This window comes from Schaalia georgiae DSM 6843, assembly GCF_000429245.1.
Lineage (GTDB): Bacteria > Actinomycetota > Actinomycetes > Actinomycetales > Actinomycetaceae > Pauljensenia > Pauljensenia georgiae.
Genome location: NZ_KE386870.1, coordinates 155,311 through 181,931 on the forward strand (window position 1 = coordinate 155,311; position 26,621 = coordinate 181,931).

The following is a 26,621-nucleotide window of genomic DNA, read 5'->3' on the forward strand; positions in this document are numbered from 1 at the left end:
GAGGTGTTCATCTGGTCGAGCACGTTCTGGCAGTACTCCTCCCTCTCCCTGTCCCGCTCCTTCTCCAGGGACGACCAGTACAGCTCACTGGCCACCATGGCCACCGCCCCCACCACGGGGACCGCGAAGAAGGCCACGGCCCCCGCCCCGTCTGTGGCGGCCCGCCACCCCCGCTCCGCGCCGGTGAGCAACTCGGGCGACACGTTCTGGTTGAACAAGTCCCGCGCTTGGCGCATCGTCCCGCGCGCCTGGACCACCACGTCGTGCCCGTCGCGCAACTGGTCCCGCGTCGCCCCCAAGTCCGCCAGGAACGCACCCGCCCACTCGTCGATCGCGCCGCGCACCTGCTCGGAGCGGAACCCATTGGTCTGGGCGTACTTGCGCACCAGTTCCTCGCAAGCGCCGATCCTGTCCAGGACCAACTGGTGGGCGGCGTCGTCGGCGCTGTCGTCGTAGTGCAGATCCGCCACCGCCTGAAGACGCTCAAAACACGTCCCCCGACCGTCCCCGCCCTTGCCCGCCCCGCCGGCCTGCTTGACCACCTTCTGAACACCCATGGCCAACACCCCGACCTTCCCTCCCCCGCACTGGGGAACCATATGGAACACGCCGATGCCAAACCGCACCGACACCGGTAACCATACCCCGCCCCGCCCCACCTGGAGAACACCCACCGGACTGTGGCATCCACCACCCGCCCGCCCCCCTCACCACCGTCCCGACAACGAGCACCACCCACAACAACGAGATGAACACCGCGCGCACCCGGATCCGCACCACGGACACGCGCTCCTGGGCTGCGGGCGGTGCTCCTGCCGACCCCGTCCCCTGTGCCCAGGGCCCGAAAGGCACCCGCATCAGCGGGGCAAAGGCCCCGCAAAAGTGCTATATTTTGTCATGACAAACGAATGTTCATGGGTGAACACAATGAAAGGTCCCGCAATGGCAATCGAACTCTGGGTGGACGGCCGCGAGTACCAGGCGTCCTCGACCCGCACACTCCCCGTGGAGGATCCCGCGACGGGCGCGGTGGTCGACGAACTGCGCCTGGCGGACTCCGCCGACCTCGACCACGTCGTCGCCGTCGCGCGCGCGGCCCAGGCCGAGTGGGCGCGCACACCGCTGGCCAAGCGCGTCGACGTCATGTTCAAATTCCGCCAGCTCATCATCGAGCACCAGGACGAGCTGGCAGACATCATCGTGCGCGAGGGCGGCAAGACCCACGGGGACGCCCTGGGCGAGATCGCCCGGGGGCGTGAGACCGTCGACTTCGCGTGCGGGATCAATACGGCGCTCAAGGGCGAGTTCACCGACCAGGCCTCCACGGGCGTCGATGTCCACACGCTCCGCCAGCCGGTCGGTGTGGTCGCGGGCATCGCCCCCTTCAACTTCCCCGTCATGGTCCCCATGTGGATGCACCCGATCGCGCTGGCCACGGGCAACGCCTTCATCCTCAAAGTCGCCTCCCTGGTGCCCTCCGCCTCGCTCTGCATCGCCCGCCTGTACAAGGAGGCCGGCCTGCCCGACGGCCTCTTCAACGTCATCGCAGGCGACCGGGCGCTCGTGGGCGGGATCCTCGCCCACGACGGCATCGACGCGATCAGCTTCGTCGGCTCCTCGCCGGTGGCGCACGTCGTCCAGGACACGGGCACGTCCCACGGCAAGCGCGTCCAGGCCCTGGGCGGCGCCAACAACCATGCGATCGTCATGCCGGACGCGGATATCGAATTCGCCGCCCAGCACATCAGCGCCGGAGCCTTCGGCGCCGCGGGGCAGCGCTGTATGGCGCTGCCGGTGATCGTCGCCGTCGGCGGCGTCGAGGAGAGGCTGGTCCCCGCCATCAAGGCCCGCGCCGAGAAGATCGTCGTGGGCCCGGGGACGGATCCCGGGGCGGAGATGGGGCCAGTCATCACGCGCTCCTCGCTCCAGCGCATCGAGAAGTGGATCGCGGACGCCGAGGCGGCGGGCGCCCGGGTGGTCCTCGACGGGCGCTGCTACCGCCCGGCGGGCGAGGAGTTCGCCAACGGCTTCTGGCTGGGCCCGACGATCCTGGACGAAGTGGACCGCGGCCTGCAGGTGTACCGCGAGGAGGTGTTCGGCCCCGTGCTGGTGGTCGTGCGCGCCGGCACCTACGAGGAGGCCATCGAGATCGTCAACTCCTCCGAGTTCGGCAACGGGTCGGCGATCTTCACCTCGGACGGCGACACCGCGCGCCACTTCACCGTCGATGTCGAGGCGGGGATGGTCGGGGTCAACGTGCCGATCCCCGTGCCGGTGGCGTACTACTCCTTCGGTGGCTGGAAGGAGTCGCTGCTGGGCGACACCCACATCCACGGCCCCGAGGGCGTGCGCTTCTACACGCGCGCGAAGGTGGTGACCAGCCGGTGGCCCAAGCGGGGCGAGAAGGTGGGCTACGTGGGGATGGACTTCCCGACGAACGGCTGACCCCGGCTCCTGCGGGGGTGGTGCGGAATATTCCGCACCACCCCCTTTTTGTCCGAACAAATAACGGGATCAGTGTCCCAAAATGCTGTGATAGTGTAGGTTGCCTCAGTGTTCAGTTCCATATAATTTGCCGTATATGAAAGTTTGACAGGTCAAAGCTATTGATCTGGTGGGAGGGGGCCGTAGGCTAACGGGCATCCGGGGCGCACGGATCAGGCGCAATGGTCAGCCGTCCCCACAGCGACTCCGGCCACGTGGCCGGGGCCAACTCCTCGCCCCGACGGAGGGGAGGAAAGGAAATGACATGTCAACCGGAAAGACGATCGACGACTACACGCCCGACACAGTGCGCGGACTCGTCGCCTCGACTCCGCCGTCGGGCAAGAAGCGCTCCCTGGGCGCCATAGCCGCGGTCGCCACCCTGGGGTCCCTGCTGTTCGGCTACGACACTGGCGTTGTGGCCGGAGCGCTGCCGTACATGTACATGCCCGGCGGCGCCGGCGGCCTGGCCATGACGACGTGGGAGGAGGGCTGGGTCGGCGGCCTGCTGTGCATCGGAGCCGCGCTGGGCGCCTTCTTCGGCGGAAGCCTCTCCGACCGGTACGGCCGCCGCCACAACATCACCCTGCTCGCCATCATCTTCTTCTTCGGCGCGCTCGGCTGCGCCATCGCCCCCAGTATCTGGGTCCTGTACCTGGCCCGCGTCGTCCTCGGTTTCGCAGTGGGCGGCGCCTCCGCCACGGTCCCCGTGTTCCTGGGCGAGACCGCGCCCAAGCGCCTGCGGGGCGTGCTGGTGGCCACCGACCAGATGATGATCGTCTTCGGCCAGTTCCTGGCCTTCTCCATGAACGCGCTCCTGGCCCGCTGGAACGGCGGTCCGACGCTGCACATCACGGCCGACGCCATCGACGAGAACGGCGCGGTCCTGGCCCACGCGGGCGCCGACGTCGCCTGGGAGACCGTCAGGCACGCCACCAACCTCGCCCAGATCACCGACACCGGCAACGGCATGACGTGGCGCTACATGCTCGTCCTGTGCTCCCTGCCTGCCATCGCCCTGTGGGTCGGCATCCGCATGATGCCCGAGTCCTCCCGCTGGTACGCCGCCAACCTGCGCATCGCCGAGTCCATCGGCTCCCTCAAGCGCGTGCGCGACGAGAAGCGCGACGACATCGCCGACGAGGTCAACGAGATGCTCGCGGTCCAGCGCTTTGAGGCCGAGCAGGAGAAATGGTCGCTGGTCCAGATCCTCAAGATCAAATGGGCGAGGAAACTGCTGTACATCGGCATCGTGCTGGGCCTGGCCGACCAGCTCACGGGCATCAACACGGCCATGTACTACACCCCGAAGATCCTCTCCGCGGCGGGAGTGCCCATAGAGGACGCCATCTCCCTCAACGTCGTGTCCGGGGCGATCTCCTTCATCGGCTCCGCGTGCGGCCTGTGGCTGGTGGCCAGGTTCGCCAGGCGCCACGTCGGCATGTACCAAGAGCTCGGCATCACGATCTCCCTGGCCGCCCTGGCATGCGTCTTCGGCTTCTTCATCAGTCCCTACATGACCGCCGACGGCAATATCGAGGGCGCTCCCCACTTCGCGCCGTGGCTGGTCCTGGCGATCATCTGCGTCTTCGTCTTCATCAAGCAGTCGGGCACCGTCACCTGGGTCCTCGTCTCCGAGATCTACCCGGCGGCCGTGCGCGGCACCGCTCTGGGGATCGCGGTCGGCACCCTGTGGCTGGCCAACGCCCTCGTGGCCATCGCCTTCCCGCCGCTCATGGCGAACGTCGGCGGCGCGGGCACCTACGCGATCTTCGCGGCCATCAACTTCCTGTCCTTCCTCTTCTACTGGAAGGTCGTCCCCGAGACGAAACTCCACTCACTGGAGGAACTCGAGCTCAAATTCAAGGAGGACTACTCCTGAACCTGGTCCCCACGTGGGGAGGGACCCGGCGCCGATCCTGGTGAGCAATCGGCGGGCTCAGAGCCGCCTCAAGTGGGCGCGGAGGAGGGTCGAGTGACGGCTCCCGGGCGGCTCCAGCTTGACTGATGGGGCGGGGTGCGGGTTCGTTGAAGGGGCGGTCCGCCGTCGGTGCGCCAGGCTGGACTGGCCGTTGAGGTCGATGCGGGTTCGTTGAAAAGGGGCGCGATCGGCGTTGGTGCGCCTATCGCGGTGTTGTGCGCGCTGCGCTGTCGGGTCCGAAGGGCTTAGGTGTTCCAAAAAGCGTCTGAGTTCGGTGGTTTTGGCCGGAATCGGTGGAAAACGGGCAGACTCAGACGCATTTTGGAACAGCGGCGGGCCGTGGGATCCACAGCGGTTCCTGGCTGTCGCCGCCATCGAGGTCGTGGGGAAATGCCGCGTCTGCGGCCGCCCTCGGCAGGGGAGCAGGGCCACAGGCGGTCATCGCCGGACGAGTGCCGCAGTTGGGCCCATCCATCGGCTCGGCGCGCAGCGCCTCCGAGCCGCCGTTACTGGGCGGCGCCGTAGAGTTGGGTTCTGTCAGCGGGACACTGCCTCCTCGACGACGGCCGACACCTCGCGCGCCACGGACTGCCATGTGAATACCTCGCGGACGCGCCGCTGGACCGCGGCGGCGCAGGCCGCGCGGCGCACGGGATCCTCCACCGCCTCGGTGAGGGCGGTCGTGAGGGCGTCGGCCAGCTCCGCGCTGGAAGAGCCGTCCACCACCCACCCGTGCTCCGGGTCGATGATGACCTCCTCCGTGCCGCCGCGGGGGGTCGCGATCACGGCGCACCCCATCAGGCCGGCCTCCAGGATCGAGGTGGGCAGGCCCTCGGGGTACAACGACGGGTAGACGAACACGTCGGTGCGGCGGTACAGGCTCATGACGGCGGGGAAGTCCAGGGTTCCCAGGAACTCCACGCCCGCGCTGTCCCCGTACTCCGCGCGCAGCTGGTCCCCGATGGGGCCCGAGCCGGCGACTGCGAGGACCAGGTCGAGGTCCGGGTGGGAGTCCCTGACGCGGGTGAAGGCCTCCAGCAGGGCGACCACGCCCTTCTCCGCGATGAGGCGCCCCGCGTAGGAGATGACGATCGGCGCGCGCTCCGGGGCGCCGCCGTCCGGGCCATCCGGAGCGGAACCGCCCGACGCTGTTCGGCTTGGCGCTGCGGCGTCCGGCGAGGCGGCGCCGCCCGCCGGGGCTTCGCGCACAGGGTCCGTCCCGCTTGACGGTTCTTCCGCGCGCGCGCCCTGCGCCCCGCTGCGGGGCCACCGGTCCTCGAAGCGGTCGTCGGCCTTGGCGGCGTCGTCGGGGTTGACGGCATTGTACCACACGCCCGACGCCTCGATGCGGAAGTGCCGCAGCCACTTGTTGCAGTTCTTGGACACGCCGTAGTACGAGGTGACATTGCGCTTCACGAAGCGGGTGAGCCCGTGCTCGTAGATCCCCCCGAAGAAGTCGAGCACCTTCGAGCCCACCGACATGTGCGCCGTTCCGTGCTCGATGAGGGCGACGGGCCTGCCCTGGCGCTTCGCCAGGCGCGCCCCCAGCAGGGAGGTCAGGTGGAAGCGCGTGTTGACGATGTAGAAGTCCGCGGCCTCGGCCTCCACGCGCGCCATCGTCTCCTTGAAGCGCGCGTCCCTCTTGAAGAACGGGTAGCGCTGCTTGAACAGGCCCTTCGTGGGGAGCCGGTAGACGCGCATCCCGTCGCGCTCCTCGAAACGCGGTAAGGACTCGTCGAACAAGGACGTCACAATGAACACGTCGTAGCCCAAGTGGCGCAACTGGGCGCTCAACCGGTCGATGTAGCGCTCGATCCCGCCCAAGTAGGGCAGGTAGAACTCCATGAAGATCCCGATCTTCGTGCGCTCCATCAGCGCACCTCCTTCTCAGGGCTCGTGCCGTGCCCGCACCAGGGTACGAGGCGGGGGCCGCTCATGCCCGCGGCCCTCCCCGCGGGTCACAGGGCCCGTGGTCCTCAGCGGTCCGGGACGGGGGAGTCCCGGGCCCGTCGGGGGTGGGGGAGGGGGGCCCCTCCACGATGGTATCGGAGGCGGGTGCGTCAGGCGGGGAGGACGGCCCGGACGAGGAGGGGCTGCCCTGGTCGGAGGAGGGGGCGGACGAGGAGGGGCCGTCCCCGTCGCCCGTCGCCCGGCCGGACAGGACAGCGCGGCGCCCGCCCACCATGAACAGGACGAAGAGGACCGCCAGGACGCTCATGGCGCCCGAGTAGCTGATCGCCGCGCCCATCATCCCCAGGAGCGGGGTCAGCCACTGGGCCAGCGCCCACGCGCACACCGCGGCCAACGCGTAGGCGACCAGCACCAGGTTCTGGCGGCGCATCGTCGCCAGGGCGTAGTAGAGGATCACGCCAGCGGCGTTCATGGCGCCGCCGAAGACCAGGACCATGAGCTCCATGCGGTAGGCGGACACGTCGATGCCGTAGACGAGGCGCAGCAGCGGGGCGCCCACCAGGAATGTCACGGCCCCCACCACGACGAAGGCGAAGGCCGTCGAGGCGAGCCCCCGGCGCACCATGGCCGCGAAACCCGGCCAGTCACCAGCGGCCCACCGCGTCGCGATGCGGGTCAGCAGCGGGCGGAACACGAACAGGGAGAGCATGTTGATCGCGACGGCCGGCATGTAGATGATCGCGAAGTCGCCCAGCGGGGCGCTGCCCAGGAAGTCGTTGACGGCGTAGCGCGGGGCATTGGCCAGGTACTGGTTGAGGAAGGCCGCCAGGAACAGGGGCAGGCACTGGACCAGCAGGCCGCGGACGGCCCGCGCCCCCCAGTCCGGGCGCAGGGGGAACAGGCCCCGGGCAGGCAGCCCGTAGGCCGCCGCCAGCACCACGACCGTTACCCCGAAGGTGACCAGCGTCGCCACCATCAGGCTCTGGGTGGCCCAGTACAGGCCGCTCCACAGGAAGGTCGTCACGAAGATCCGCAGGAAGCAGGCCCTCCCCGCGATATCGAGGCGTCCGCAGCGCTGGAACTCCGAGTAGTACACGTCCTCGAAGGCGTCGAAGATCCTCAGCAGCGCCAGGCAGACGACCACCAGCAGGGGGGAGGACTCCGACGCCCTCGTCCACGCGTGCCCCACGATGAAGGCCACCATGAGGGCGCACGTGATGATCCGGGTCGCCAAGTAGGTGCCGAACGTGAAGCGCCGCCGCACGTCCGTCACGTGGTAGGTGCGGACCTCGTAAAGGCCGAGCGTCTGGTACTGCTGCCCGATGGCCAGGGCCAGGGTGAAGATCCCGTAGGCATGGCGGGCCGAGTCCTGGTCGGAGCCCGAGCGCGTGATCGCGATGCCCATGATGACCACCGCGAGGCTCGACATGAGGGAGGCCGCAGTGTTCCACAGGTAGTCGCGGCCCAGTTGCTTCTTCGAGTCGAGGGCGGCGTCCGAGGTGGTGGCCCGCGCATCGGCGTCCGCGGACCCGGCGCGTTCGGCGGCCCCGCTCCCCTCGGCGCCCCGGGGGGCGGTGGCCTCACTCATCACTGCCCCCGTTCCCGTCCGGGGCCTCGCCGTACTCGTCGGCGTGGGGGCCCAGGACGATGTGGAAGGGCTTGTGGTTGACGCGCTCGGACTCCTCGGGAACCCGCATGTAGTCCCCGTAGCCGCGGGTCAGGACCGCGTCGTGGTCGCGCGGGACCCGGATGGTGATGTCCTCGAAGGGGACCTCGCGCGCGGGGAAGAGCTCGTCGGTGGTGGCGCTCCACCGCATCGGGTCGCGCGTGGAGAAATCGCCGAGCAGGACGGGGCGGTCCGCAGGGGCTGCGCCGGAGGCGGCCGAGGCGTTCTTCTTCGCACCCAGCATGGCCGCGCGCAGCCACCGGCGGTACAGGCCCCGTTCGGTGATCCGCAGGGCGCGGAGCGCGAAGTGGACGCCCAGCATGACCGCGGAGGCCGCCTGGCGGGCCGGGGTGGGCAGGCCCGTGGGTGGATTGCCCACGCCCCGCAGGAACATGAGCCTGGCCCACAGCCACGTGCCCCGGGACTGGCGGGCGAAGACCCGCTTGTTCTCTGCGATCTCGTCCAGCACGAACAGGTCCACGCCGATGGGCATGCGGAACGACCTGCCCTTGGCGACCTCGGACACGAACTCGCTGCCCCGCAGGCCGATGACGCCGAAACTGATCGGGTAGTCGGCGTCGCTGAGCGGGGAGGCGATGAAGAACTCCGGGCGCAGCACTGCGGGCGCCTCACGGATGAAACGCTCGTAGTCCTCGCGGGGCATGCACACGTCGCCGTCGTCGTCCCAGGGGATGAAGCCCTGGTGGCGCACCGCGCCGATGGCTGTGCCGCCGTAGGCGGTGTAACGGACGCCCAGGATCGCGCACACGCGGTCGATCTCGGCGAGCACGCGCTTCGTCACCGTCTGGACCGCCGCCAGGGCCGGCGGGTCGTAGGAGTGCATGGTGTCCTCTCGGTCAACGGGGCGGGAAACCGTCCGCGTAGGGGCCGAAGTCGATCTCCGCCGCCTCGTGGTTGTAGCGCTCGGACTCGGGGGGGATCCGCATGTAGTCGCCGTAGCCGCGGCGCAGCAGGTCGTCGTAACGGTTCTGGATCTTCACAGTGATGTCCTCGAAGGCGATGTCCCGGGTGGGGAAGAACTCCTCGTGGCGCACGATCCAGTTCTCCGGGTCGCGCATGGTGAAATCGGCCATCGCTCCGCCCCCGTCCGCCTCGTGGGAGCGCACCGCGCGCTCCCACCGGGCCTGCAGGCGCCTCGGAGTCGCCCCCACGAGGCGCAGGGCGTAGTGCGCCAGCGTCGTCGCCGTGAAGATCAGCGCCCGCTTCGCGCCGGACACCCCCACCAGGTGCGGGCGGGGGGTCCCGCGCACGAACAGCAGCCTGCCCCACCACCACGAGCGCCGAGACATGGCCTTGAAGGCCGCCCCGTCGTCCGGGATCGCGTCCAAAGGCAGGATGTCCAGGAAGAACGGCATGCGGTACACCGCGTCCTTGTCCGCCTCGGGGACCAGCAGTGTGCCCGGGACCACCATTTTCGTGAACATGAAGGGGAAGTCGTCACGGGTGCGCGTGTTGTCCAAACGGAAGCGCGGATCCATGACGGCGGGCGCCTCGGCGAGGAAGCGCTCGTAGTGCTCCCGCGTCATCATCACGTCGATGTCGTCGTCCCACGGGATGAACCCCCCGTGGCGGACCGCGCCGATCGCCGTCCCCCCGTACACCGCGTACTCAACGCCGATGGCGCGGCACACGCGGTCCAGCTCCTCCAAGATCCGGGTCAGCAACCACTGGACCTTCTTCAAGTCCTGGGTTTCATCGGCCATGGGGCCTCCTGGGTCGGGCGATCGGCGGCTCCGCTATCTTCTCACACCTGCCCGGCTCCGGGGACCGTGGCCAGGTCCGCCTTGCGGCCCTTGCGCGGCAGCAGCTCTCCCCAGTCCGGGGTCGCCGCCAGCACAGTGCCGACCAGGATCACCGCGCAGCACACGATCTGAACGGGCGAGGGCACGGTCTTCTGCAGCAGCAGGGCGAAGATGATCGCCCACGCCGAGTACGAGATGTTGAGCGCCATGCCCCGCGACGCCCCGATCGCCGAGATCGCCTTGTAGTAGAACAGGTACGAGGCCGTGCCCGCCAGGGCGGCCAGGGCCACCACGCCCGTACCCAGCGTCGGGACCGCATGGAGAGTGAAACCGAACACTCCGGCGATCGGGGCGACCACCAGCAGGTAGACCAGGCCCGACGTGGTCTCGCGGATCTGCAGCGCCGTCTCGTTGTCCACGAGGTCGTCGCGCATGCCCCACGCCAGGATCACCGCCTCGGAGCCCCAGCCGACCACGCACGCCAGGGCTGCCACGACGCCCAGGACGGCGTTGCCGCCCTCCACGGGATCCGAGGTGGCCGACCAGCCGGTGATGACGATCGCGCCCAGGGCCACCAGCAGCGCCAGGATCTGCCGGGGCCGCATCCGCTCCTTGAGCAGCAAGAACGCCAGGAAGGTGCCCACCGCCGGGTAGAACGTCGAGATGATCGCCGTCAGCCCCGGGCCGATGTTGTCGATGGCGATCAGGTAGCCGCTCATCCCGATGGGGCCGCCCAGCAGGGCGGCGAGGACGACAGAGCGGCCCGAGCGCGTGCCCAGCGCCCGCCACGTGTCCGCCAGGCGCCCTCGGACACCCATGTACACCAGCAGGACCAGGGCGCACCCCACGTCGTGGAGCACTGCGCCGGCCAGCGCGGACTGCCCGAAGTCCAGGAACGGGGCCATCGTCAGCGCGATCGCCAGAACAACCGTGTCCAGGCCCCACAGGGCCCCGGAGAATATGCCGTAGCGGCGCCCTCCTCGTGAGCAGTTCATCGTGATCATCGTCCTTCCTGGGAACGGGCCGCCTCGTACTGGGCGAGCAGGGAATCAGTATTGCGCACCGCGTGGGAGTAGTAGATGAAGAGCCATTCACCGACGTCGTCGCCCTCGGCCTCCTTCACCAGCGCCCACACGTACCAGCACCAGCCGGCGAACACCTCATAGGCGCGGAAGTGGCGGTGCTCCGCCTCCGTGGGCGTGCGCCCGAAGTAGTACTCGAGGGCGCGGCCGACCCGCGCCTCGTCCATCTCCGCCGTGCACACCGTCATCGTCCCGAAGTCGGCGGCGACATCGCTCATCCCCGCGTACTCCCAGTCGATGAGGTCGATGTGGCCGTCGGAGTCGACCAGGAAGTTGGGCGGGAAGAAATCGTTGTGCGAGGGGGCGCGGTCGAAACCGTCCTCGTCCGCGAACGCCTTCAGGCGCATGACCTTCTCACGGAGCTCGCCGTAGCCGGGCACGTCGATGGGGCCGAAGTCCTCCAGGAGGCGCTCGTAGGCCAGTGCTTCGGAGATGAAATCGAAGGAGCGTTCGAGCACCATCCCCGAGTTGTGCAGGTTCCGGTCCATCTCCATGGCGCGGCGAAGCTCCTCGTCGTTCGTCACGTCCAGGTTGCGCACGCCGGGGATGAAGCGCGAGATCTTCCACCCGGCCTCGGGGTCGCCCGTGATGAACGTGCGGTCGATCCCCAGGTCGCGGGCCAGGCGGAGTGCGGCGAACTCGGCGTCGCGGTTCACGATCTTGTTCGTGCCGATCCCCGGGTGGCGGTACACGTACTCGCCGTCGTTGACCGAGAAATGGCACGAGAGGTTCGTGATCCCCTGCTTGAGCGGGTAGAAGTCGTGGATCTCGGACTTCATCACCCCGAGCGCCTGCGTGATGTGGTCGAAGACCTCGGAGTCGACGTTCTCCATGAAAAGCGGGTCGAAGGAGCGCAGCTCGTCCACGGAGTCGAACTCGTGGATCACCCCGTCCGGGTAGCGGCGGATGACCATGTCCAGTTCCTTGACGTGGTCCAGGTAGATCGACTCCCACAGTTTCGCCGCCGTCTCCGGCTGGGAGTACACCTCCTCCAGGATGGCGCGGAAGCGCTGGGAGAACGCCCTGTCGAAGTACACGTGGCCGAGCATCACCCACGCGTCGGCGCCGCCGACCGTCGCCCCCGTGATCCGGTCGCCCGTGCCCACCTTGATGCACCACTCGGGGGTGGGGCCCGCCGCGTAGTTCGCGGAGTAGTAGGACTGGAAGACGTGCGACTCGAAGGGGTTCTCAGTGAAGTAGTCGTCGGAGGAGCACACGTAGGTGTTGTCGAGGCGCTTGCGGACGCTCCACAGGGAGCCGTTGTTGTTGCGCGTCGCGTACTCCTCGTTGACGACGATGTCGACGCCGAACTTCTCCGCGAGGTAGAAGAAGTACTCCTTCTTGTAGCCCACGACCACTGCGATGTCTGTGATGCCCGCCTCGCGGAGTTGGCGGATCTGGCGCTCGACCAGGACATCGCCGCGCACTTTCAGGGTGCCCTTGGGGCGCTCGTAGGAGATGGGGGCGAAACGCGAGGACAGTCCGGCGGCCATGATCACGGCGCTCTTGACGCGGTAGGGCTCCAGGGCCCGCTCCCCGGCGGGGGTGAGGGTGCGCTCGGAGATGAGCCCCGCGGCCTCGCACTCGCGGATCGCGGTGTTCACGCGGCCGAGGCTCATGCCTGTGGCCTCGCGGATCGCGCGTTGGGTGAGGGGCGCGCCCGCGCGGAGCAGGGTGTAGAGGACATTGAATTGCGAGGCGGTGAGCTCGCCGACTCCTGTCAGGGACATAAGCAATCCGTTCAGTAGTGGATTCGATTGCAGCATGTTCGATCGTAGCATGGGTGGAACAAAAAGTGAACACGGCTGTGTGTGATACGTTCGTGCGGGGTCCCGGGCGGTGCTCTGCGGTGCTGGGACCGACCCGGTGGGGCGGGGATGCGGTCGTGGGCTGTTGGGAGCCACTTCGTAGTGCGGGCCCGATCCGAAGGGAGCACACAACCGCTTCCCCGCACCAGAGGATCTGACCGGCACGGGATACGCGGTGTCCCCATGGCCCTCGGCGAGGAGGAGCCGGGTCCGCCTTGGACGGGAGGGCTGTGCGGGTGCGGTGCCGGGCGTGGGCCCGAACGCCCGCTGGGGTTCCGGCGGGGGCGCCATGCAGAGGCCGCAGCTGCCTCGGCCCGGGCGTCCTCATTGAATCGTGTCTCGACCCCAGTCTCCGCAGGACGCCATGCTCGCGCCCGTCGCATGGCCGCGCTCGAAGGAACCACTCGGCCGCTTCCCCGCACCAAAGGATCTGACCCAAGGGGCGCGGGCCAGCATTGGGGTGGGCAACGGGGTTACGTGCTGGACCCGATGTGTGCCGCTGAGGGGTGCGGGCGAGCATTGGGGTGGGCAACGGGGTTACGTGCTGGACCCGATGTGTGCCGCTGAGGGGTGCGGGCCAGCATTGGGGTAGGTAAAGGGTCATTGGGGCAGGTTAATAACCTGCCCCAATGTGGGTTAACCTGCCCCAATGCGGACTAACCTGCCCCAATGTTGCGGCCGGGCTCGGAAGTGCCCGTGGTGGAGGCGCTGGCGGCGGCTGGTGGGCCATTAGTACTGGTCCGCGCCCCGGGTACTGTCACGGGCACTCCGCGTATCGGCCCCGTTTTCACAGCGATACCTCCGCTTTCACAGGGATACAACACTTTGCAAGCGTTATAACACTTGCAAAGTGACGATATCCCTTTGAAAACTCCGCTTCGCTTGCAAAACTGCTTGCCGTGCCCGCGCTGCGGGCGAAGTTTCCCTTTGAGAACTCGGTAACGCTTGCAAAACGGACTACTCAGACGCGCCTCGACCCCGCAGAACCGTCTGCCGGTTGCTGAGCTGCCCGATAGGTCCTGTCGTGCGCGCCTCGAATCCGCGGAACCGATTTGAGCTCGGAACCGGCTCGAATCCGCGCAACGGCCTCGAACGCGCGGGAGCGCCCCTGGCGGGCGGCCGGCCGACCCGCCCTCCGCGGAACCGGCTCGAATGCGCGCAGCCGCCTCGAAAGCGCGGAAGCATCTCAAGCACGAGCGCCGCGTGAGCGCCGCAGCGCCTCCCACACCGCGCACGCCAGGGCGCCCGTGAAGGCGAGGGCGCCTATAGCCCACATCGTCATCGGGCCGATGGGGGCCGAGGGCCACCACCACTCGTGCACCGCGTTCAAGTTCTGCATTCCCAGGTCGAAGGGCATGGCGTGCGGTGTCCGACCCATCGTGTAGCGCTCGAGGACCAGGTAAAGGGCGTAGGAGTGCATGAGCGCGACCACCGCCGCGGCCGCCGGGGCGCCGAAGCGGACAACGTGGGCGAACCAGTCGTCGAGGCGTCCGCCGAACCGGGTGCGCCGGGACACCCCACCACCGGCGGTTCCCGCGAGGGGCGGGGAGCTGGCAGTGGCGGCCCCCGCCTCGTCGGCGCCGTGCGCTCCTCCCAAGGGCGCGCGGCCGCTCTCCGTGCTCCGGGGCGATCCCGACGCGGCCTTGGCGTCGGTGGGGTCCTGGCCACGCGCCCCGGCAGTGGGGGCGGTCGGGTCGCAGTGGGGGTGGTCGGGTCGCAGTTCCGCACGCGCCCCCGCAGCGGGGACGCGGCCGCCGTCAGCGCGAGCGGGGGTGATCCACAGCAGCACGGCGACGGCGAAAAGCGGCAGCATGTACCGGGGCTGGTAGAACTCGACGTTGGAGAAGTGCCCCCGGATGCCGATGACCACGGGGACGCCGCAGATCGCGCCCATGACGGCCCCGGTGCTGAGGAAGCGCCGCCATGACATGCGCCACGCCCCCACGACCAGCACCACCACGACGACCAGGCCCGCGAGGCGCTCGACGGTGCCCCCGTAGGACACGTCGTTCCAGCCCGGGCCGATGCCGTGCCCTGTGAACCCCTTCAAGTAGTCGGGCAGGGCCTTGATGTTCATCCACGCGATCGACAGCGTCGACAGGCCGTTGTTCTCGACCTCGCCCGCCAGGTTGAGGCCCGCGACCCTCGTGTGCGCCATGATCCACGTGCCCGCGCCGCTTGCCACCACGGCGAGCGCCGCCTCGCGGACCAGGGAGCGGCTCCATGGGACTGCGAAAGCGAGGGCCACGGTGCACACGAGCATGTAGAAGGCGCTGTCCCCGCGCGACGTGCACGCCAGGACCGCGCCCGCGGCCGCGCAGGCGTCCAGCCCCCAACGGCGCCATCCGCTGGAGCGGGACGCCCCCAGCAGTCCGGCGGTGAAGGCGAGCGTCCCCGTCATCGCCCACGACGACGGGTTCAGGGAGGTGACGAAGTACAGGCCCATCGGCACCCAGCCCGTGACCAGGGCCACCCCCAGGCTGAGGCGCAGCGCCGTGTCGGCGAGCAACACGATCGCGCCCATGAGCGCCAAAGCGATCATCGTGTTTACGAGGCGCATCGCCAGCACGGACCGCGCCGTGTCAGAGCCGACCAGCAGGTGCTGGAACTGGTAGTAGCCCCACGGGTAGTTCCCGTCGTCCCACCGCAAGGTGGCCCCGGGCGCCTCGTCCGAGAACGCCAGAGCGCACGCCGCCGAATTGTCGTGGTCGAAGGCGTAGCAGGTGACGTTCTTCTTCTCGAGGCTCTGGGGCACGCCGACGGCTTTCTTCCCGTCGATGGTCGTGATGCGGCACCCGGTGGAGTCGACGGGCGGGGGGCACCAGATCGCGCCCAAGTGGTAGTCGTCGTCGGGGGAGGCGCCCACAGGCGAGGAGACCGCCCATGCGATCCCCGTCATGGCGACCAGAAGGGCGATGATCCCGGGCAGGATCCACGCGCGTCGCACAGGCGGTGTGGCGTCGGGGCACGAGGCGGGCTCTGCGCTCCGGTCCGTCACGGGCGCTGCCCCGTGATCCGCTGTTGCCGGTGCGCCGATACCCCCGCCGCAGTCGTCCGAGGCGGGGGCTGCGGGGCAGGCGCCTGTTTCACGCGGTGTTTCACGTGCTCCGCCGCTCATCGCATGGCCGCCTTGTAGGCCTCGATGTGCACTTGTGCGGCGCGCTTCCATGTGAACTCGCCCGAGCGCTCGATGGCCGCCGCGCCCAGGGCGGCGCGCCGACCGGGGTCGTCGAGGAGCTGGCGCAGCTCCCGGGCGATCGAAGCGGGTTCGGTTCCGCAATAGGCGACCGCGTCCCCTCCCACCTCGGGCAGGGAGGTCAGGCGCGTGGTCAGGGTGGCGGCGCCGCAGCTCATGGCCTCCAGGACGGGCAGGCCGAAGCCCTCCGCGATCGAAGGGTAGGCCAGCACGTCGCAGCCGGAGAGGAAACCGGGCAGATCCTCCAGGGGCAGGTACCCGGGGCGCAGCACCGTGAGGGCGCTGGGGACCTGGGCCAGAGCGGGATCGATGTCCTCGTCCCAGCCCTTCCCGCCGGCGAGCACGAGGGCGGGCGCGTCGTCCATGTCCCTCACGGCCTCCACCCAGCCGCGCACCAGATTCGGCACGTTCTTCCGGGGTTCGAGCGTGCCCAGGAACCCCACGTAGCGCCTCCCGGACAGCCCCAGGGAGGCGGCGACGCGCTCGCGCTCCGCGTCATCGACGGGGTGGAAGACCGTCCGGTCGACCCCGTGGTAGGCGACGTAGAACTGGTCGGCGCTCCCGCCCGCGTACTTGATGGTCTCGTCCCGGGTCGCCTCGGAGGGGACCACCAGCGCGTCCGCACGCCGGATCGCCCGCTTGATGGCGCGGGTGAAGAACCTGCGCTTGAGCCGCGAGTGGGCCTGCGGGTGCGAGAAGAACGTCGCGTCGTGCAATGTGATGACCACAGGGGCGCCGGGGAACTGCGGGCACGTGTAATGGGGGGAGTGCAGCACGTCGGGGCGGACTTTGCGCACCAGGGACGCCAGTCCCGTCTGCTCCCAGGCCATGCGCGCGGGCCGCGACTCGAAACGCCGGGGGACCGCGATGACCCGGGCGCTCGGGACCCTCTTCGAGAAGTGCTCGGCGTCGCGGGCCTGCACGACCATCGTCAGGTCGGCGCCCTCGGCGACCAGTTCTGGGACCAGGTCGTCCACGTACCTGCCGACGCCGCCCAGGTCCGCGGGGATCGCGGTCCCGTCCATGAGGACGCGGACGGGTCGGGAGGGGGAGACCGAGAAGTCGGCGGAGGGGGCCACGGCAGTCCTACCTAACTGTGGGGCGATCGGTTGGAACCATGCTACTAGGTGAGCCACCGGTCCCGTGCCCCGCGCCTTGCCTTTTCCGCGTGGATGACCGCGACGAGGCCGCCCGCGCGCAAGGGCGGGGCCTAGCCGGTCGCGGGTGCCCTGCCCGCGCGGCCGCCCCATTCGATACCCTTGGGGCATGAGCGTCAGAGTCGCCCTGGTGGTCGAACAAATGTGGCAGCCCGTGCCCGGGGGATCGGGCAGGTACATCGTCGAGGTCGCCTCCCGCCTGGGCGCAGCGGGCGCGCACGCCCTCGGGATCGCGGCAGCCCACGGGAGGGGCGGGCCGGCCCCCGCCTCGGTCGGCCTCACCATCCCCGTCGTCAACTCCCGCCTGCCCAGGCGCCTGCTCTACGCGGCGTGGGACCGCGCGGGCGCGCCGGGAGTGGACCGCATGGTGGCAGGGCCCTCCGGTGAGGCGGACGCCGTTCACGCGACCACGTGGGCGATCCCCCCCACGTCCAAGCCCCTGGCGGTCACCGTCCACGACGTCGCCTTCGTGCGCGACCCCGCGCACTTCACCCGCCACGGCAACGCCTACTTCCGCCGCGCCCTGGACAAGACACGGCGGCGCGCTGGCGCCATCATCGTCCCCAGCAGGGCCACCGCGGACGACTGCGTCGCGGCAGGCCTCGACGCGGCGAGGATCACGGTGATCCCCCACGGTCTCACCCACACCCCGGCCAGTGCGGACCAGGTCCGGGCGTTCCAGGAGGCCCACTCCCTCACGCGCCCCTACATCCTGTGGGTCGGCACCCGCGAGCCCCGCAAGAACCTGCCCACCCTGCTGCGCGCCTTCGCGCGCCTGGCCCCCGCCTCGGACCTCGACCTGGTCCTGGTGGGCCCAGCCGGATGGGGCGAGGACGCCACCGAGGAGGCCTCCCTGGCCGAGGAGATCCCCGCCGGGCGCCTCCACGTCCTGGGGCGCTTGGGCGACGCCGACCTGGCCGCCGCCTACGCGGGCGCGCGCGCATTCACATTCCCCTCCATCTGGGAGGGCTTCGGCCTGCCCGTTCTGGAGGCAATGGCGCACGGCGCCCCCGTGGTCACCTCGGCGGGCACGTGCATGGAGGAGGTCGCCGGCGACGCGGGACTGCTCGTCGACCCGGTGGACGCCGGTGCCCTCGCCGAGGCGCTCGCGGCGGCGGCGGGCGCGGACCACGACCGCCTCGCCGCGGCCGGGCGCGAGCGGGCGTCGCTGTTCACATGGGAGGAATCGGCCCGCGCCCACGCCGCCGTCTACCAGGACTTGGTGCGATGAGCGCGCGCCCCACCGTCCGCGTCATCATCGTGAACTGGCGCAACCCCGCCCTCACCCTGCGGGCCGCCCGGTCCATCGCGCCCCAACTGGGCAGCGGCGACCACCTGGTCCTCGTGGACAACGGGTCGGGCGACGACTCCGCCGCCGTCATCAGCGGGGGACTGGACGCTCTGCGCGGAGCCGCCGCCGGGGCGCGCGTGAGCCTCGTCGAGAACCCCGTCAACGCCGGTTTCGGCGCGGGCGTCGCAGCGGGGGCCGGAGGGGCCGACGAGGACGCCATCGCCCTGCTCAACAACGACGCCACCGTGGACGACGGGTACTTGGACGCGCTGCTGGCCCCCCTGGGCACCACCCGCGGGGGGGCCGAGGTGGGGGCCACCACAGCCCTCATCCTGCTCAGCGGCACGTGGAGGCCGCTGGCCGACGGCGAGGACCGCCCCCACCTGGTGGCCCGCGACGGCGCCCGGTGGACGCGCCTGGACGACGACGAGGCGGGGGAGGGGGCCGTCCTGGTCAACTCCACCGGAAACCTCGTCGATGCCTCCGGCAACGGCTACGACCGGGACTGGCTCTCCCCCGCGCGCGGCCTGGACGCCCCCGTCGGCGTCTTCGGCGTGTGCGGCGGGGCCTGCGCCGTCTCCCGCCGGGCGTGGGAGGCAGTCGGGGGGATCCGCACCGACCTGTTCATGTACTACGAGGACACGGACCTGTCCTGGAGGCTGCGCGAGGCGGGCTACGCGGCCGCCTACGTGAGCGGAGCCGTCGCGCGCCACGACCACGCGGCCTCGTCGGGCACCGGCTCGCCGATGTTCATCCGCGTCAACGCCCGCAACCGCCTGGTCGTGGCCGCCGAGCACGCCCCAGCGCGCGTGGTGGTCTCGGCCCTGGCGCGCTCCCTCGTCCGCGCCGCCCGGGCGGGGTTCCGGGGCCCCGGCGCCCGGGGGGTCCGCGAGGGGCTGGCGGGGATGCCGAGGGCGCTGCGGGCGCGCCGGCGCAGGCGCCGCGGGTAGTGGCGCCCGCGCGGTCACAGGCCGGCCTCGGGCGGGTGCGGGACGGCCTCGGACGGTCGCGGGCCAGCATTGGGGTAGGCAACGGGTCATTGGGGTAGGCGATTTGCCTACCCCAATCGGTGGTTTCCTACCCCAATACCGCTCGCCACGCGCGGAAGGGCGCCGCGGCCCCGGGTGACGAGTGCCTGGGCGTGTCTATGAAGGGGTGTGTGGAGGGAGGAGGGCGGCGTGTCTCGGTTGTGGTTGATCAATGACGGGCAGTGGGAGCTTCTGGAGGGCCTGCTGCCGTTTCAAAGGCCGGTGCGGGCCGTGCCGTGATCACGGCCGGGTTCGGGACGGATCGTCTACCGGCAGCACGTCGGCGCCCCGGCGCGCCGGGGCGAACACGTACTCCTCGCACGAGGCGCGGTCGCCGTGCGGTCTGATTCCGGTGCTTGTGCGCGTGGTTGTGGGGGCTGTGTGTGGTCCGTTGGCGGTGCTCCGGGCGGCTTCGTGTGCTGTGCTGCGGGATCCTCGCGCCGTTGCGCCACTGCGCCACTTAGTGCGCGGCCGCGTCGCGTAGTGCTCTGCTGCACCGCCTAGAGCGTCGCTGCACCACTTAGCGCGCTGGTGCGCCACTTGGGCCGACGTGGGTCCTGGTTCTCCCGGCGTGTCGGGGGCCTAAGTGGTGCGGGCAGTGCCTTAGTGGTGCAGGTGCGGGCTCGTGCGGGGGCCTGTTCTGCGGTTGGAGGGGGCGTGGCTTTGGCGTGGGGGGCGGTGCGTTTGCTGGCGGGCTTGCCCTGGTCCATGTCTCACTCTTGGGCGCGTTCGCAGCTGTTGCGGCTCTGGTGGCCACGGGAGTCCGACCGCGGCCTCGTCGGAGGAGGGGGAGTGGCCGCGGTTCTTGGTCGCCCTGCGCAGTTGGTCGCTCGCGGACTCAATAGCGTTGGTGAAGGGGTGCCTCCTGCGCCAGTGGGGGAGGCACGATGCGGCGCCCCGCGGGCGGGAAGCTCCGGGAATGGCGCGAACCGGCCTGGGCTTTCCTCCCAAGTCGCCACCGTCTGGGGGTAGCGGGCCCGGGGTCGGACTCGGCGAAGCCCTCCAAGGCCCCAAGGGCCGTCACCGCGTCTGGCGGGCGTGGACTCCCCGGTGCTGCCCCAGCTGTGGGGCTCCGATGCCGCCTCCCGGTCTGGCGCGGCGTGGACGAGTCGCGGGCGGCCGGGCCACGACGACAAGGGCGCCGCGGCCCCGCCAACAGGGGCCAGGGCTCGGGCGTGGATTCCTTGCGCCGCTCGCCCCCGGGGATGGAGGATAGCGGTGGAAGGACCTGGCCGCCAGGCCGGGCGAAGGCGGGGGAAGCCCAGCGGAGGGCGGCCGCTGAAGAACACGATCCGCCAGGGAGGCGCTTATGAGCAGTCAACAACTCCGGGCAACGGGCAAATGGGCGCTCGTGTACACCCTGGGGGCGCTGGTCCTCAACCTCGTCTGCCAGACGCTGGGCACGTACCTGCTGTGGTGGGCGGACCTGCAGAAGGGGTCCTCGCGGCCCCTCGGCTTTGTCGTCCAATTCGTGGTGAACGTCCTCCAGGGCGCCAGTGACTTCACTGTGATCGGGCTGTGCGCCGCCGCGGCGTTCATCACGTGGCGGGTCGCGGGAACCGTGGAGGGCGGCTCCGAGTAGCCCTGCGCCGCCCGGCCCTCGCGCGCGGGGACGCGTGGTGTAGAGGAGGCCGCCGAGGATGCCGGCGACCACCCGGCCCTCGCGCGCGGGGGCGCGTGGACAGGACAGCCATGCGAACTCTGCGCACCATCACCCGGCCCTCGCGCGCGGGGGCGCGTGTGCCCTGCTGCCCATTGCCGTCGCGGTCGGCGCACCCGGCCCTCGCGCGCGGGGGCGCGTGTGCCAGAACACGCCTGCCCCACGCGGAACGGGACCCAGCGCCGACCGCGCGCGTTGGTAGACTTCCAACCATGGTGAAGACTGTCCTCGTAACCGGTGCCGGTGGCTACATCGGCCGTCACGTCGTCCGAGCGCTGCTGGAACGGGGCCTCGACGTCAGCGTCGTCGACCCGCGCCTCGACGGCGTCGACGAGCGGGCGCGGCGCCTCGACATCAACATCTTCGACGGGAGCGCCGACATCTACGACCGGATGGGACGGCCCGACGCCGTCCTCCACCTGGCCTGGCGCGACGGCTTCGTCCACAACTCGCCCGCTCATATCGAGGACCTGCCCGCCCACTACCGCCTGATCGACGCCCTCTACAAGGGCGGCCTCGAACGCCTCGCCGTTATGGGCTCCATGCACGAGGTCGGCTACTGGGAGGGCGCGATCACCGCCGACACGCCCTGCGCCCCCGCCTCCTTGTACGGCATTGCGAAGAACGCCCTGCGCCAGACCGCCCAGCTGCTCGCCTCGGCCAACGGCGCCTCCCTGCAATGGCTGCGCGGGTACTACATCGTCGGGGACGACAAGTACGGGTCCTCGATCTTCGCCAAACTGCTCGCCGCCGCCGAGGAGGGGAAGAAGACCTTCCCCTTCACCAGCGGGAAGAACCTCTACGACTTCATCTCCGTGCAGGGCCTGGCCCACCAGATCGCCGCCGCCGTCAGCCAGGACGCCGTCACCGGCACGATCAACATCTGCACGGGCAAGCCCATCAGCCTCGCCGAGCGCGTCGAGGCGTACATCCGCGAGAACGGCCTGGACATCTCCCTCGAGTACGGCGCCTTCCCCGACCGCCCCTACGACTCGCCCGGCGTGTGGGGGGACGCGACCCGGATCACCGAGATCCTCGAGGCGCTCGACGGGCCCGGCGCCCGCATCGACGTGGGCGCGGCCCCCGGCGGACAGGGGGCCTGAGGGATGCGACGCGGAGGAATCTTCCTGTTCTTCGACCCCCAGGGCAAGGTCGACGACTACATCCTCAAGTGCCTGGGCACCCTGCGAGAGCACATCGACGAGATCCTCGTGGTGTCGAACTCCCCCTTGGACGGGACCGCCAGGGCGCGCCTGGAGGGCGTCGCCACAACCGTGATCGAGCGCGAGAACGTCGGATTCGACGTCGGCGGCTACCAGGACGGGCTCGACGCCTTCGGGTGGGACAGGCTGGGCTCCTTCGACGAGCTCGTCCTCTTCAACTACACCTTCTTCGCCCCCGTCAACCCCTGGAAGAACCTCTTCGACCGTGTCGACGAGTGGGGCGACGTGGACTTCTGGGGCATCACCGAGCACGACGAGGTCCGCCCCCATCCCTTCCTGGCCAAGACCGTCATGCCGCGCCACATCCAATCCCACTGGATCGCTGTGCGCAACCCCCTGCTCACCAGCGCCGACTTCCGCGACTACTGGAGCTCCATGCCCCAGATCTCCTCGTACAACGACTCGATCCAATGGCACGAGACGCGTTTCACCGAGCACTTCACGGAGCTCGGCTACACGCACAAGGTCGCTTACCCCAGGGAGGACTACCCCTCGCGCAACCCCGTCTTCGACAACGCCGCGCAACTGCTGGCCGACGGGTGCCCCATCCTCAAGAGGCGCAACCTCTTCCACGACCCCCTCTACCTGGACCGCCACGCCATCGTCGGGGCGGACATGCTGGAGCTGGCGGCCCGGTCCGGCTACGACACGGACCTCATCCTCACCAACCTGGCCCGCACCTCCAAGCCCCGCGACCTCGTCACCAACGCCGGCCTGACCACAGTCGTGCCCCCCTTCGCCGCGCCGCAGGCCCGCGAGAAGGCCGCCTCGCTGCGTGTCGCCGCCATCGCGCACATCTTCTACGCGGACATGGCCGACGAGATCATCGACCGGCTCTCGGCGCTGCCCGACGGCTGGCGCCTGGTCGCCACCACGGCCGACGAGGAGCGCAAGGCCGCCATCGAGGAGACCATGGCGCGCAGGGGCGTCGCCGGGGAGGTGCGCGTCGTCGCCTCGAACCGCGGGCGCGACATCTCCGCGTTCCTGGTGGACTGCGCCGACGTGCTGGCGGGCGACGACTACGACATCGTCGTGAAGATCCACTCGAAGAAATCCGTGCAGGACGAGGCCAACGCCGCCCACCTCTTCAAGGACCACCTCTACGAGAACCTCCTGGACTCCAAGGACCACGTGGCCAACATCCTCGCCGAGTTCGCCGACCACCCCGGGCTGGGTATGGCACTGGCGCCCATGCCGCACATGGGCTACCCCACGATGGGCCACGCCTGGTTCGCCAACCGCCGTCCCGCGCGCGAACTGGCGAAGCGGATCGGCATCACCGTCCCCTTCGACGACCACCAGCCCCTGGCGCCCTACGGGTCCATGTTCATCGCCCGGCCCCGCGCGCTGCGCCCCCTGGTCGAGGCGGGACTCACCCACGACGACTTCCCGCCCGAGGGCGGCTACCAGGACGGCTCCCTGGCCCACGTCATCGAGCGCCTGCTCGCGTACGCGGTCCTGTCCGAGGGCTACTTCGCCCGTCCCGTCATGACCCCCAAGTGGGCCGGCGTCTACTACGGGTACCTCGAGTACAAGCTCGCGGCGACCTCCTCCATGCTGCCCGCCTTCTCCATCGACCAGGTCCCCTACCTCAAGGCGCGCGTCGGGCAGGTCCCCAACGTGCTCGGAGCGGTCAAGACGAACATCATGCTGCGCAGCCCCGGAATCGGCAACGCCCTCAAGCCCGCCTACCGGGCGGGCCGCAAGGCCGTCGCCGCCCTCCGCTCGCTCAGGGGCCGCCGATGAGCCGTCCCCTGGGGAAGGCGTCCGCGTACCGGCCCCACACACCGCTGTCGGTCGCCGAGGCGTTCGACTCGCGCAACAACTCCATCGGCTTCCTCCGGTGGCTGATGGCCTTCATGGTGATCTTCTCCCACGCGGGCCCCATCGCGGGCTTCTACGGCGGCGAGGACCTGGGCGTCCAGGTCTCACGGGAGCAGTCGATCGGCGGCGTCGCCGTGGCGGGATTCTTCTTCTTCTCGGGATTCCTCATCACCCGCTCGCGGATGGGCCGCGCCACGATCTGGCGCTACATGTGGCGCAGGTGCCTTCGGATCTTCCCCGCGTTCTGGGCGGCGATGCTCTTCACCGTGGTGGTCCTGGCGCCCATCGCCTACTGGCACATGCACGGGTCCATCAGCGGCTACCTGCACCCCCAGACCGAGTCGCCCCTGACGTACTTCGCGAACAACATGTGGCTCAACCTGAGCCAGCGCAATATCGCGGGAATGGGCGAGACACTGCCCTACTACGTCCTCCACGGCGCCCGCGACTGGAACGGCTCCGCGTGGACGCTGATCTACGAGTTCAAGGCCTACATCCTGGTCGCCGTCCTGGGACTCTTCGGGGCGCTGGCCAACAAGAAGGTCGGCGGGGCCTTCGCGATCGTCCTCATCGCGCTCAACGGGCTCCAGTGGATGGGCGCGGGGCAGCTGGCCAACGTCAACATCCTCTTCCGCGACCCGTACATGCTGATGTTCCTGGCGCCCTTCGCCTTCGGCATGCTCTTCACGCTCTACGGCGACAAGATCCCCATGGACTCGCGCCTGGCCTACGGGGCGCTGGTGTTCGGCGCCCTGTCCTACGCCTCTGGCGGGTGGAACATCGTCGGGCAGTACGGTTTCCTCTACTTCCTCATGTACCTGGCGGTGCGCCTGCCCCTGCAGAACTGGGAGAAGAACGGGGACCTGTCCTACGGGATCTACATCTACGCATGGCCGCTCATGGCCTTCGGCGCGTACTTCCACCTGCAGGACCGGGGCTGGTGGGCCTACCACCTCACGGTCGTGATCGGCTGCCACATCCTGGCCTACCTGTCGTGGCACCTCATTGAGAAGCCGGCGATGAGCCTGAAGAACTACCTGCCCGGCTGGTTGGACTCCCTCATCGAGAGGTTCCGTCCCTCCTACGAGGCGCTCGTGCGCCGCACGGTCGTCCCCGCCTACTCCTCGACCCGCCTCGCAACCGCCCTGGCCGCCGAGGAGACGGGCGAGGGCCCCGGGGCCGGCGACCACGACGGCGCGGGCAGCCCCGGCCCCCGCGCCAAGGGCGCCGCGCCGACGCCCGCTGAGGAGGGAAGCCGATGAACGCCAAAGCCAACTCCACGTTCAAAGAATCCGAATCCGGGCTCCGCGACGTGGTCTTCGACGAGGACGCGCCCAAGCAGTCGTGGAAGCACCGCATCCGCTTCGCGCCCCTCGCACTGCTGGCAGCCGCCTCATTGGCGGCCGCCACCGTCGGCGTGTGGTACGCGCACACCCACCCCTCCCCGGGAGGGGCCGCGGGGGCGGCCGGATCCGTCCCCGTCGATTTCAACCAGGTCACCGCCCCCACGATGCCCGAGTCCTGCGGCGCCACGCCGAAGGCCGACGTGGGCCCGTGGACGCCGGGGGTGGCGGGCACCGGGGGGATCGCCTCCACGGAAGCGGCCCAGGCCTCGTACAGCGCGGGCATCGGATCGGGCGCCCCGGGCTACGTCGAGGGCCGTGACGGCTACCTGTTCCTCTCGGACGTGTTCAACGACAACTTCTCCCAGGCGGTGGGCCGCACGCGCCCCACGCCCGAGGGCGTGGCCGCGTGGGACCGCTACATGAGCGACATCGAGCAGGCCGCCGCCGACGCGGGCGCCACGCCGTTGTTCCTGGTCGCGCCCGCCACGTGGGAGGTCTATTCCGACAAGCTCCCCCAGTGGAGCGACCGGCTCACCGGCACGACCTCCCTCGACCTGATGCGCACCGCCCTGTGGAACCACTCGTGGGTGGATGTGCGCCCCGCCCTGGCCGCTGCCCGGCAAAAGGACCCCGCCACGCCCCTGTACTCGCGGGTCAACCCGCACTGGTCCCCCTACGCCGCCGTCGTGGCGTGGGACGCCGCCCTCGACTGCCTGGGCGACGTCGACCCCGCCCTGGCAGGACTGCCGCGCCTGAGCCCCACCGGGGCGAGCGCCGGGGCGGCCCCCAACGAGTACGAGGAGCTCGGCTGGGGCGGCGGGGCGCCCGACGACTGGGCCTCGCCGGTCTACGAGACGGACCCCGGAGCCGTCCGGCTCGCCCAGTTCGAATCCGCCGACCAACTGCCCGGGGCGGATCAGCTGGACGAGGCGCTGCGCGGTGCGCCCGAGGTGCCGCTGGCCGCCCCCGTCGACTTCCGCAACAAGCCCGCCCTCACCCACAACCCCAATGGGCGCGGCACAGCCCTGGTGGTGCGCGACTCGCAGGGCAACAACCTGGGGCCCGCCCTGGAGGCGAGCTTCGAGTACACGATCCAGGTCGGGCACGCGCTCGACGCCTCCGCCCCCACGGACGTGGCCGCGCTCATCGCCGCGTACAGGCCGTCGGTGGTGGTCGTGGAATTCACCCAGCGTTATCTCGCACTCACGCCCTCCACAGCGCAGTGACCGCCGCGCTATCCTTGACGAGCGGTCACGCCGTG

17 protein-coding genes and 1 pseudogene are annotated in these 26,621 nt (G+C 70.0%); 9 read left to right on the top strand and 9 right to left on the bottom strand.

The features are described 5' to 3' along the window. A pseudogene (locus G447_RS12425) lies at window positions 1-557 on the bottom strand (hypothetical protein); the annotation flags it as partial. A 385-nt stretch (window positions 558-942) separates the two neighbouring features. Here G447_RS12425 and G447_RS0109225 point away from each other — a divergent pair. Then, window positions 943-2,445, top strand: a complete 1,503-nt coding sequence (locus G447_RS0109225) for a CoA-acylating methylmalonate-semialdehyde dehydrogenase (protein ID WP_026430830.1) — start codon at window positions 943-945, stop codon at window positions 2,443-2,445. Window positions 2,446-2,749: 304 nt separating this feature from the next. After that, the gene (locus G447_RS0109230; RefSeq protein WP_026430831.1) at window positions 2,750-4,366 is read left to right on the top strand and encodes an MFS transporter; all 1,617 of its coding nucleotides are present in this window, start codon (window positions 2,750-2,752) and stop codon (window positions 4,364-4,366) included. 576 nt (window positions 4,367-4,942) lie between these two features. Here G447_RS0109230 and G447_RS0109235 read toward each other — a convergent pair. The 8 genes from G447_RS0109235 to G447_RS0109270 form a co-directional block, all read right to left on the bottom strand. Continuing rightward, window positions 4,943-6,277: a glycosyltransferase family 4 protein gene (locus G447_RS0109235; protein ID WP_026430832.1), complete on the bottom strand. Its 1,335-nt coding sequence runs from the start codon at window positions 6,275-6,277 to the stop codon at window positions 4,943-4,945. Between the two features lie 61 nt (window positions 6,278-6,338). Next, window positions 6,339-7,904 carry a lipopolysaccharide biosynthesis protein gene (locus tag G447_RS11490; RefSeq protein WP_051226306.1) on the bottom strand — a complete coding sequence of 522 codons (1,566 nt, stop codon included), beginning with the start codon at window positions 7,902-7,904 and terminating at the stop codon, window positions 6,339-6,341. Next, on the bottom strand, window positions 7,897-8,826 hold the full coding sequence (locus G447_RS0109245; RefSeq protein ID WP_026430834.1) for a LicD family protein: 930 nt from the start codon (window positions 8,824-8,826) through the stop codon (window positions 7,897-7,899). The genes G447_RS11490 and G447_RS0109245 overlap by 8 nt, the downstream gene beginning before the upstream one ends. A 13-nt stretch (window positions 8,827-8,839) precedes the next feature. Beyond that, a complete protein-coding gene (locus tag G447_RS0109250; RefSeq protein WP_005867269.1) occupies window positions 8,840-9,706 on the bottom strand; it encodes a LicD family protein in 867 nt (288 codons plus the stop codon). Window positions 9,707-9,747: 41 nt separating this feature from the next. Continuing rightward, complete coding sequence (locus G447_RS0109255) at window positions 9,748-10,749, bottom strand: DMT family transporter (RefSeq protein ID WP_005867265.1); 1,002 nt, start codon at window positions 10,747-10,749, stop codon at window positions 9,748-9,750. Beyond that, on the bottom strand, window positions 10,746-12,557 hold the full coding sequence (locus G447_RS0109260) for a phosphotransferase (protein ID WP_026430835.1): 1,812 nt from the start codon (window positions 12,555-12,557) through the stop codon (window positions 10,746-10,748). Before G447_RS0109260 ends, G447_RS0109255 begins: the two co-directional genes overlap by 4 nt. 1,264 nt (window positions 12,558-13,821) lie before the next feature. Next, a complete protein-coding gene (locus G447_RS11495) occupies window positions 13,822-15,633 on the bottom strand; it encodes a DUF2142 domain-containing protein (RefSeq protein WP_424141094.1) in 1,812 nt (603 codons plus the stop codon). A 116-nt stretch (window positions 15,634-15,749) separates the two neighbouring features. Further along, a complete protein-coding gene (locus G447_RS0109270; RefSeq protein ID WP_207382549.1) occupies window positions 15,750-16,856 on the bottom strand; it encodes a glycosyltransferase family 4 protein in 1,107 nt (368 codons plus the stop codon). Window positions 16,857-17,097: 241 nt separating this feature from the next. Here G447_RS0109270 and G447_RS0109275 point away from each other — a divergent pair, with 241 nt between their 5' ends. The 7 genes from G447_RS0109275 to G447_RS0109310 all read left to right on the top strand — a co-directional run bounded on the left by G447_RS0109275 (window position 17,098) and on the right by G447_RS0109310 (window position 26,586). Next, window positions 17,098-18,219: a glycosyltransferase family 4 protein gene (locus G447_RS0109275; RefSeq protein ID WP_026430837.1), complete on the top strand. Its 1,122-nt coding sequence runs from the start codon at window positions 17,098-17,100 to the stop codon at window positions 18,217-18,219. Next, a complete protein-coding gene (locus tag G447_RS0109280) occupies window positions 18,216-19,229 on the top strand; it encodes a glycosyltransferase family 2 protein (protein WP_026430838.1) in 1,014 nt (337 codons plus the stop codon). The genes G447_RS0109275 and G447_RS0109280 overlap by 4 nt, the downstream gene beginning before the upstream one ends. Before the next feature lie 1,387 nt (window positions 19,230-20,616). Further along, a complete protein-coding gene (locus G447_RS0109290; protein WP_026430839.1) occupies window positions 20,617-20,889 on the top strand; it encodes a hypothetical protein in 273 nt (90 codons plus the stop codon). Window positions 20,890-21,179: 290 nt separating this feature from the next. Continuing rightward, window positions 21,180-22,070 (top strand): NAD-dependent epimerase/dehydratase family protein, encoded by an 891-nt coding sequence (locus G447_RS0109295; protein ID WP_026430840.1) that lies wholly within the window; start codon window positions 21,180-21,182, stop codon window positions 22,068-22,070. 3 nt (window positions 22,071-22,073) lie between these two features. Continuing rightward, window positions 22,074-23,936 carry a rhamnan synthesis F family protein gene (locus G447_RS0109300; protein ID WP_026430841.1) on the top strand — a complete coding sequence of 621 codons (1,863 nt, stop codon included), beginning with the start codon at window positions 22,074-22,076 and terminating at the stop codon, window positions 23,934-23,936. After that, a complete protein-coding gene (locus tag G447_RS0109305; RefSeq protein ID WP_034476982.1) occupies window positions 23,933-25,276 on the top strand; it encodes an acyltransferase family protein in 1,344 nt (447 codons plus the stop codon). The genes G447_RS0109300 and G447_RS0109305 overlap by 4 nt, the downstream gene beginning before the upstream one ends. Continuing rightward, the gene (locus G447_RS0109310; protein ID WP_026430843.1) at window positions 25,273-26,586 is read left to right on the top strand and encodes an alginate O-acetyltransferase AlgX-related protein; all 1,314 of its coding nucleotides are present in this window, start codon (window positions 25,273-25,275) and stop codon (window positions 26,584-26,586) included. The genes G447_RS0109305 and G447_RS0109310 overlap by 4 nt, the downstream gene beginning before the upstream one ends. Window positions 26,587-26,621 lie beyond the last annotated feature (35 nt).

Excerpts from the sequence above, each read along its gene's own strand:
- G447_RS0109235 (WP_026430832.1), bottom strand. The coding sequence starts at position 6,277 with ATGGAGCGCACGAAGATCGGGATCTTCATGGAGTTCTACCTGCCCTAC.
- G447_RS0109290 (WP_026430839.1), top strand. The coding sequence starts at position 20,617 with ATGAGCAGTCAACAACTCCGGGCAACGGGCAAATGGGCGCTCGTGTAC.
- G447_RS0109270 (WP_207382549.1), bottom strand. The coding sequence starts at position 16,856 with ATGGACGGGACCGCGATCCCCGCGGACCTGGGCGGCGTCGGCAGGTAC.
- G447_RS0109305 (WP_034476982.1), top strand. The coding sequence starts at position 23,933 with ATGAGCCGTCCCCTGGGGAAGGCGTCCGCGTACCGGCCCCACACACCG.
- G447_RS0109225 (WP_026430830.1), top strand. The coding sequence starts at position 943 with ATGGCAATCGAACTCTGGGTGGACGGCCGCGAGTACCAGGCGTCCTCG.
- G447_RS0109260 (WP_026430835.1), bottom strand. The coding sequence starts at position 12,557 with ATGTCCCTGACAGGAGTCGGCGAGCTCACCGCCTCGCAATTCAATGTC.
- G447_RS0109245 (WP_026430834.1), bottom strand. The coding sequence starts at position 8,826 with ATGCACTCCTACGACCCGCCGGCCCTGGCGGCGGTCCAGACGGTGACG.
- G447_RS0109230 (WP_026430831.1), top strand. The coding sequence starts at position 2,750 with ATGTCAACCGGAAAGACGATCGACGACTACACGCCCGACACAGTGCGC.
- G447_RS0109255 (WP_005867265.1), bottom strand. The coding sequence starts at position 10,749 with ATGATCACGATGAACTGCTCACGAGGAGGGCGCCGCTACGGCATATTC.
- G447_RS0109295 (WP_026430840.1), top strand. The coding sequence starts at position 21,180 with ATGGTGAAGACTGTCCTCGTAACCGGTGCCGGTGGCTACATCGGCCGT.
- G447_RS0109280 (WP_026430838.1), top strand. The coding sequence starts at position 18,216 with ATGAGCGCGCGCCCCACCGTCCGCGTCATCATCGTGAACTGGCGCAAC.
- G447_RS0109310 (WP_026430843.1), top strand. The coding sequence starts at position 25,273 with ATGAACGCCAAAGCCAACTCCACGTTCAAAGAATCCGAATCCGGGCTC.
- G447_RS0109300 (WP_026430841.1), top strand. The coding sequence starts at position 22,074 with ATGCGACGCGGAGGAATCTTCCTGTTCTTCGACCCCCAGGGCAAGGTC.
- G447_RS11490 (WP_051226306.1), bottom strand. The coding sequence starts at position 7,904 with ATGAGTGAGGCCACCGCCCCCCGGGGCGCCGAGGGGAGCGGGGCCGCC.
- G447_RS0109250 (WP_005867269.1), bottom strand. The coding sequence starts at position 9,706 with ATGGCCGATGAAACCCAGGACTTGAAGAAGGTCCAGTGGTTGCTGACC.
- G447_RS0109275 (WP_026430837.1), top strand. The coding sequence starts at position 17,098 with ATGAGCGTCAGAGTCGCCCTGGTGGTCGAACAAATGTGGCAGCCCGTG.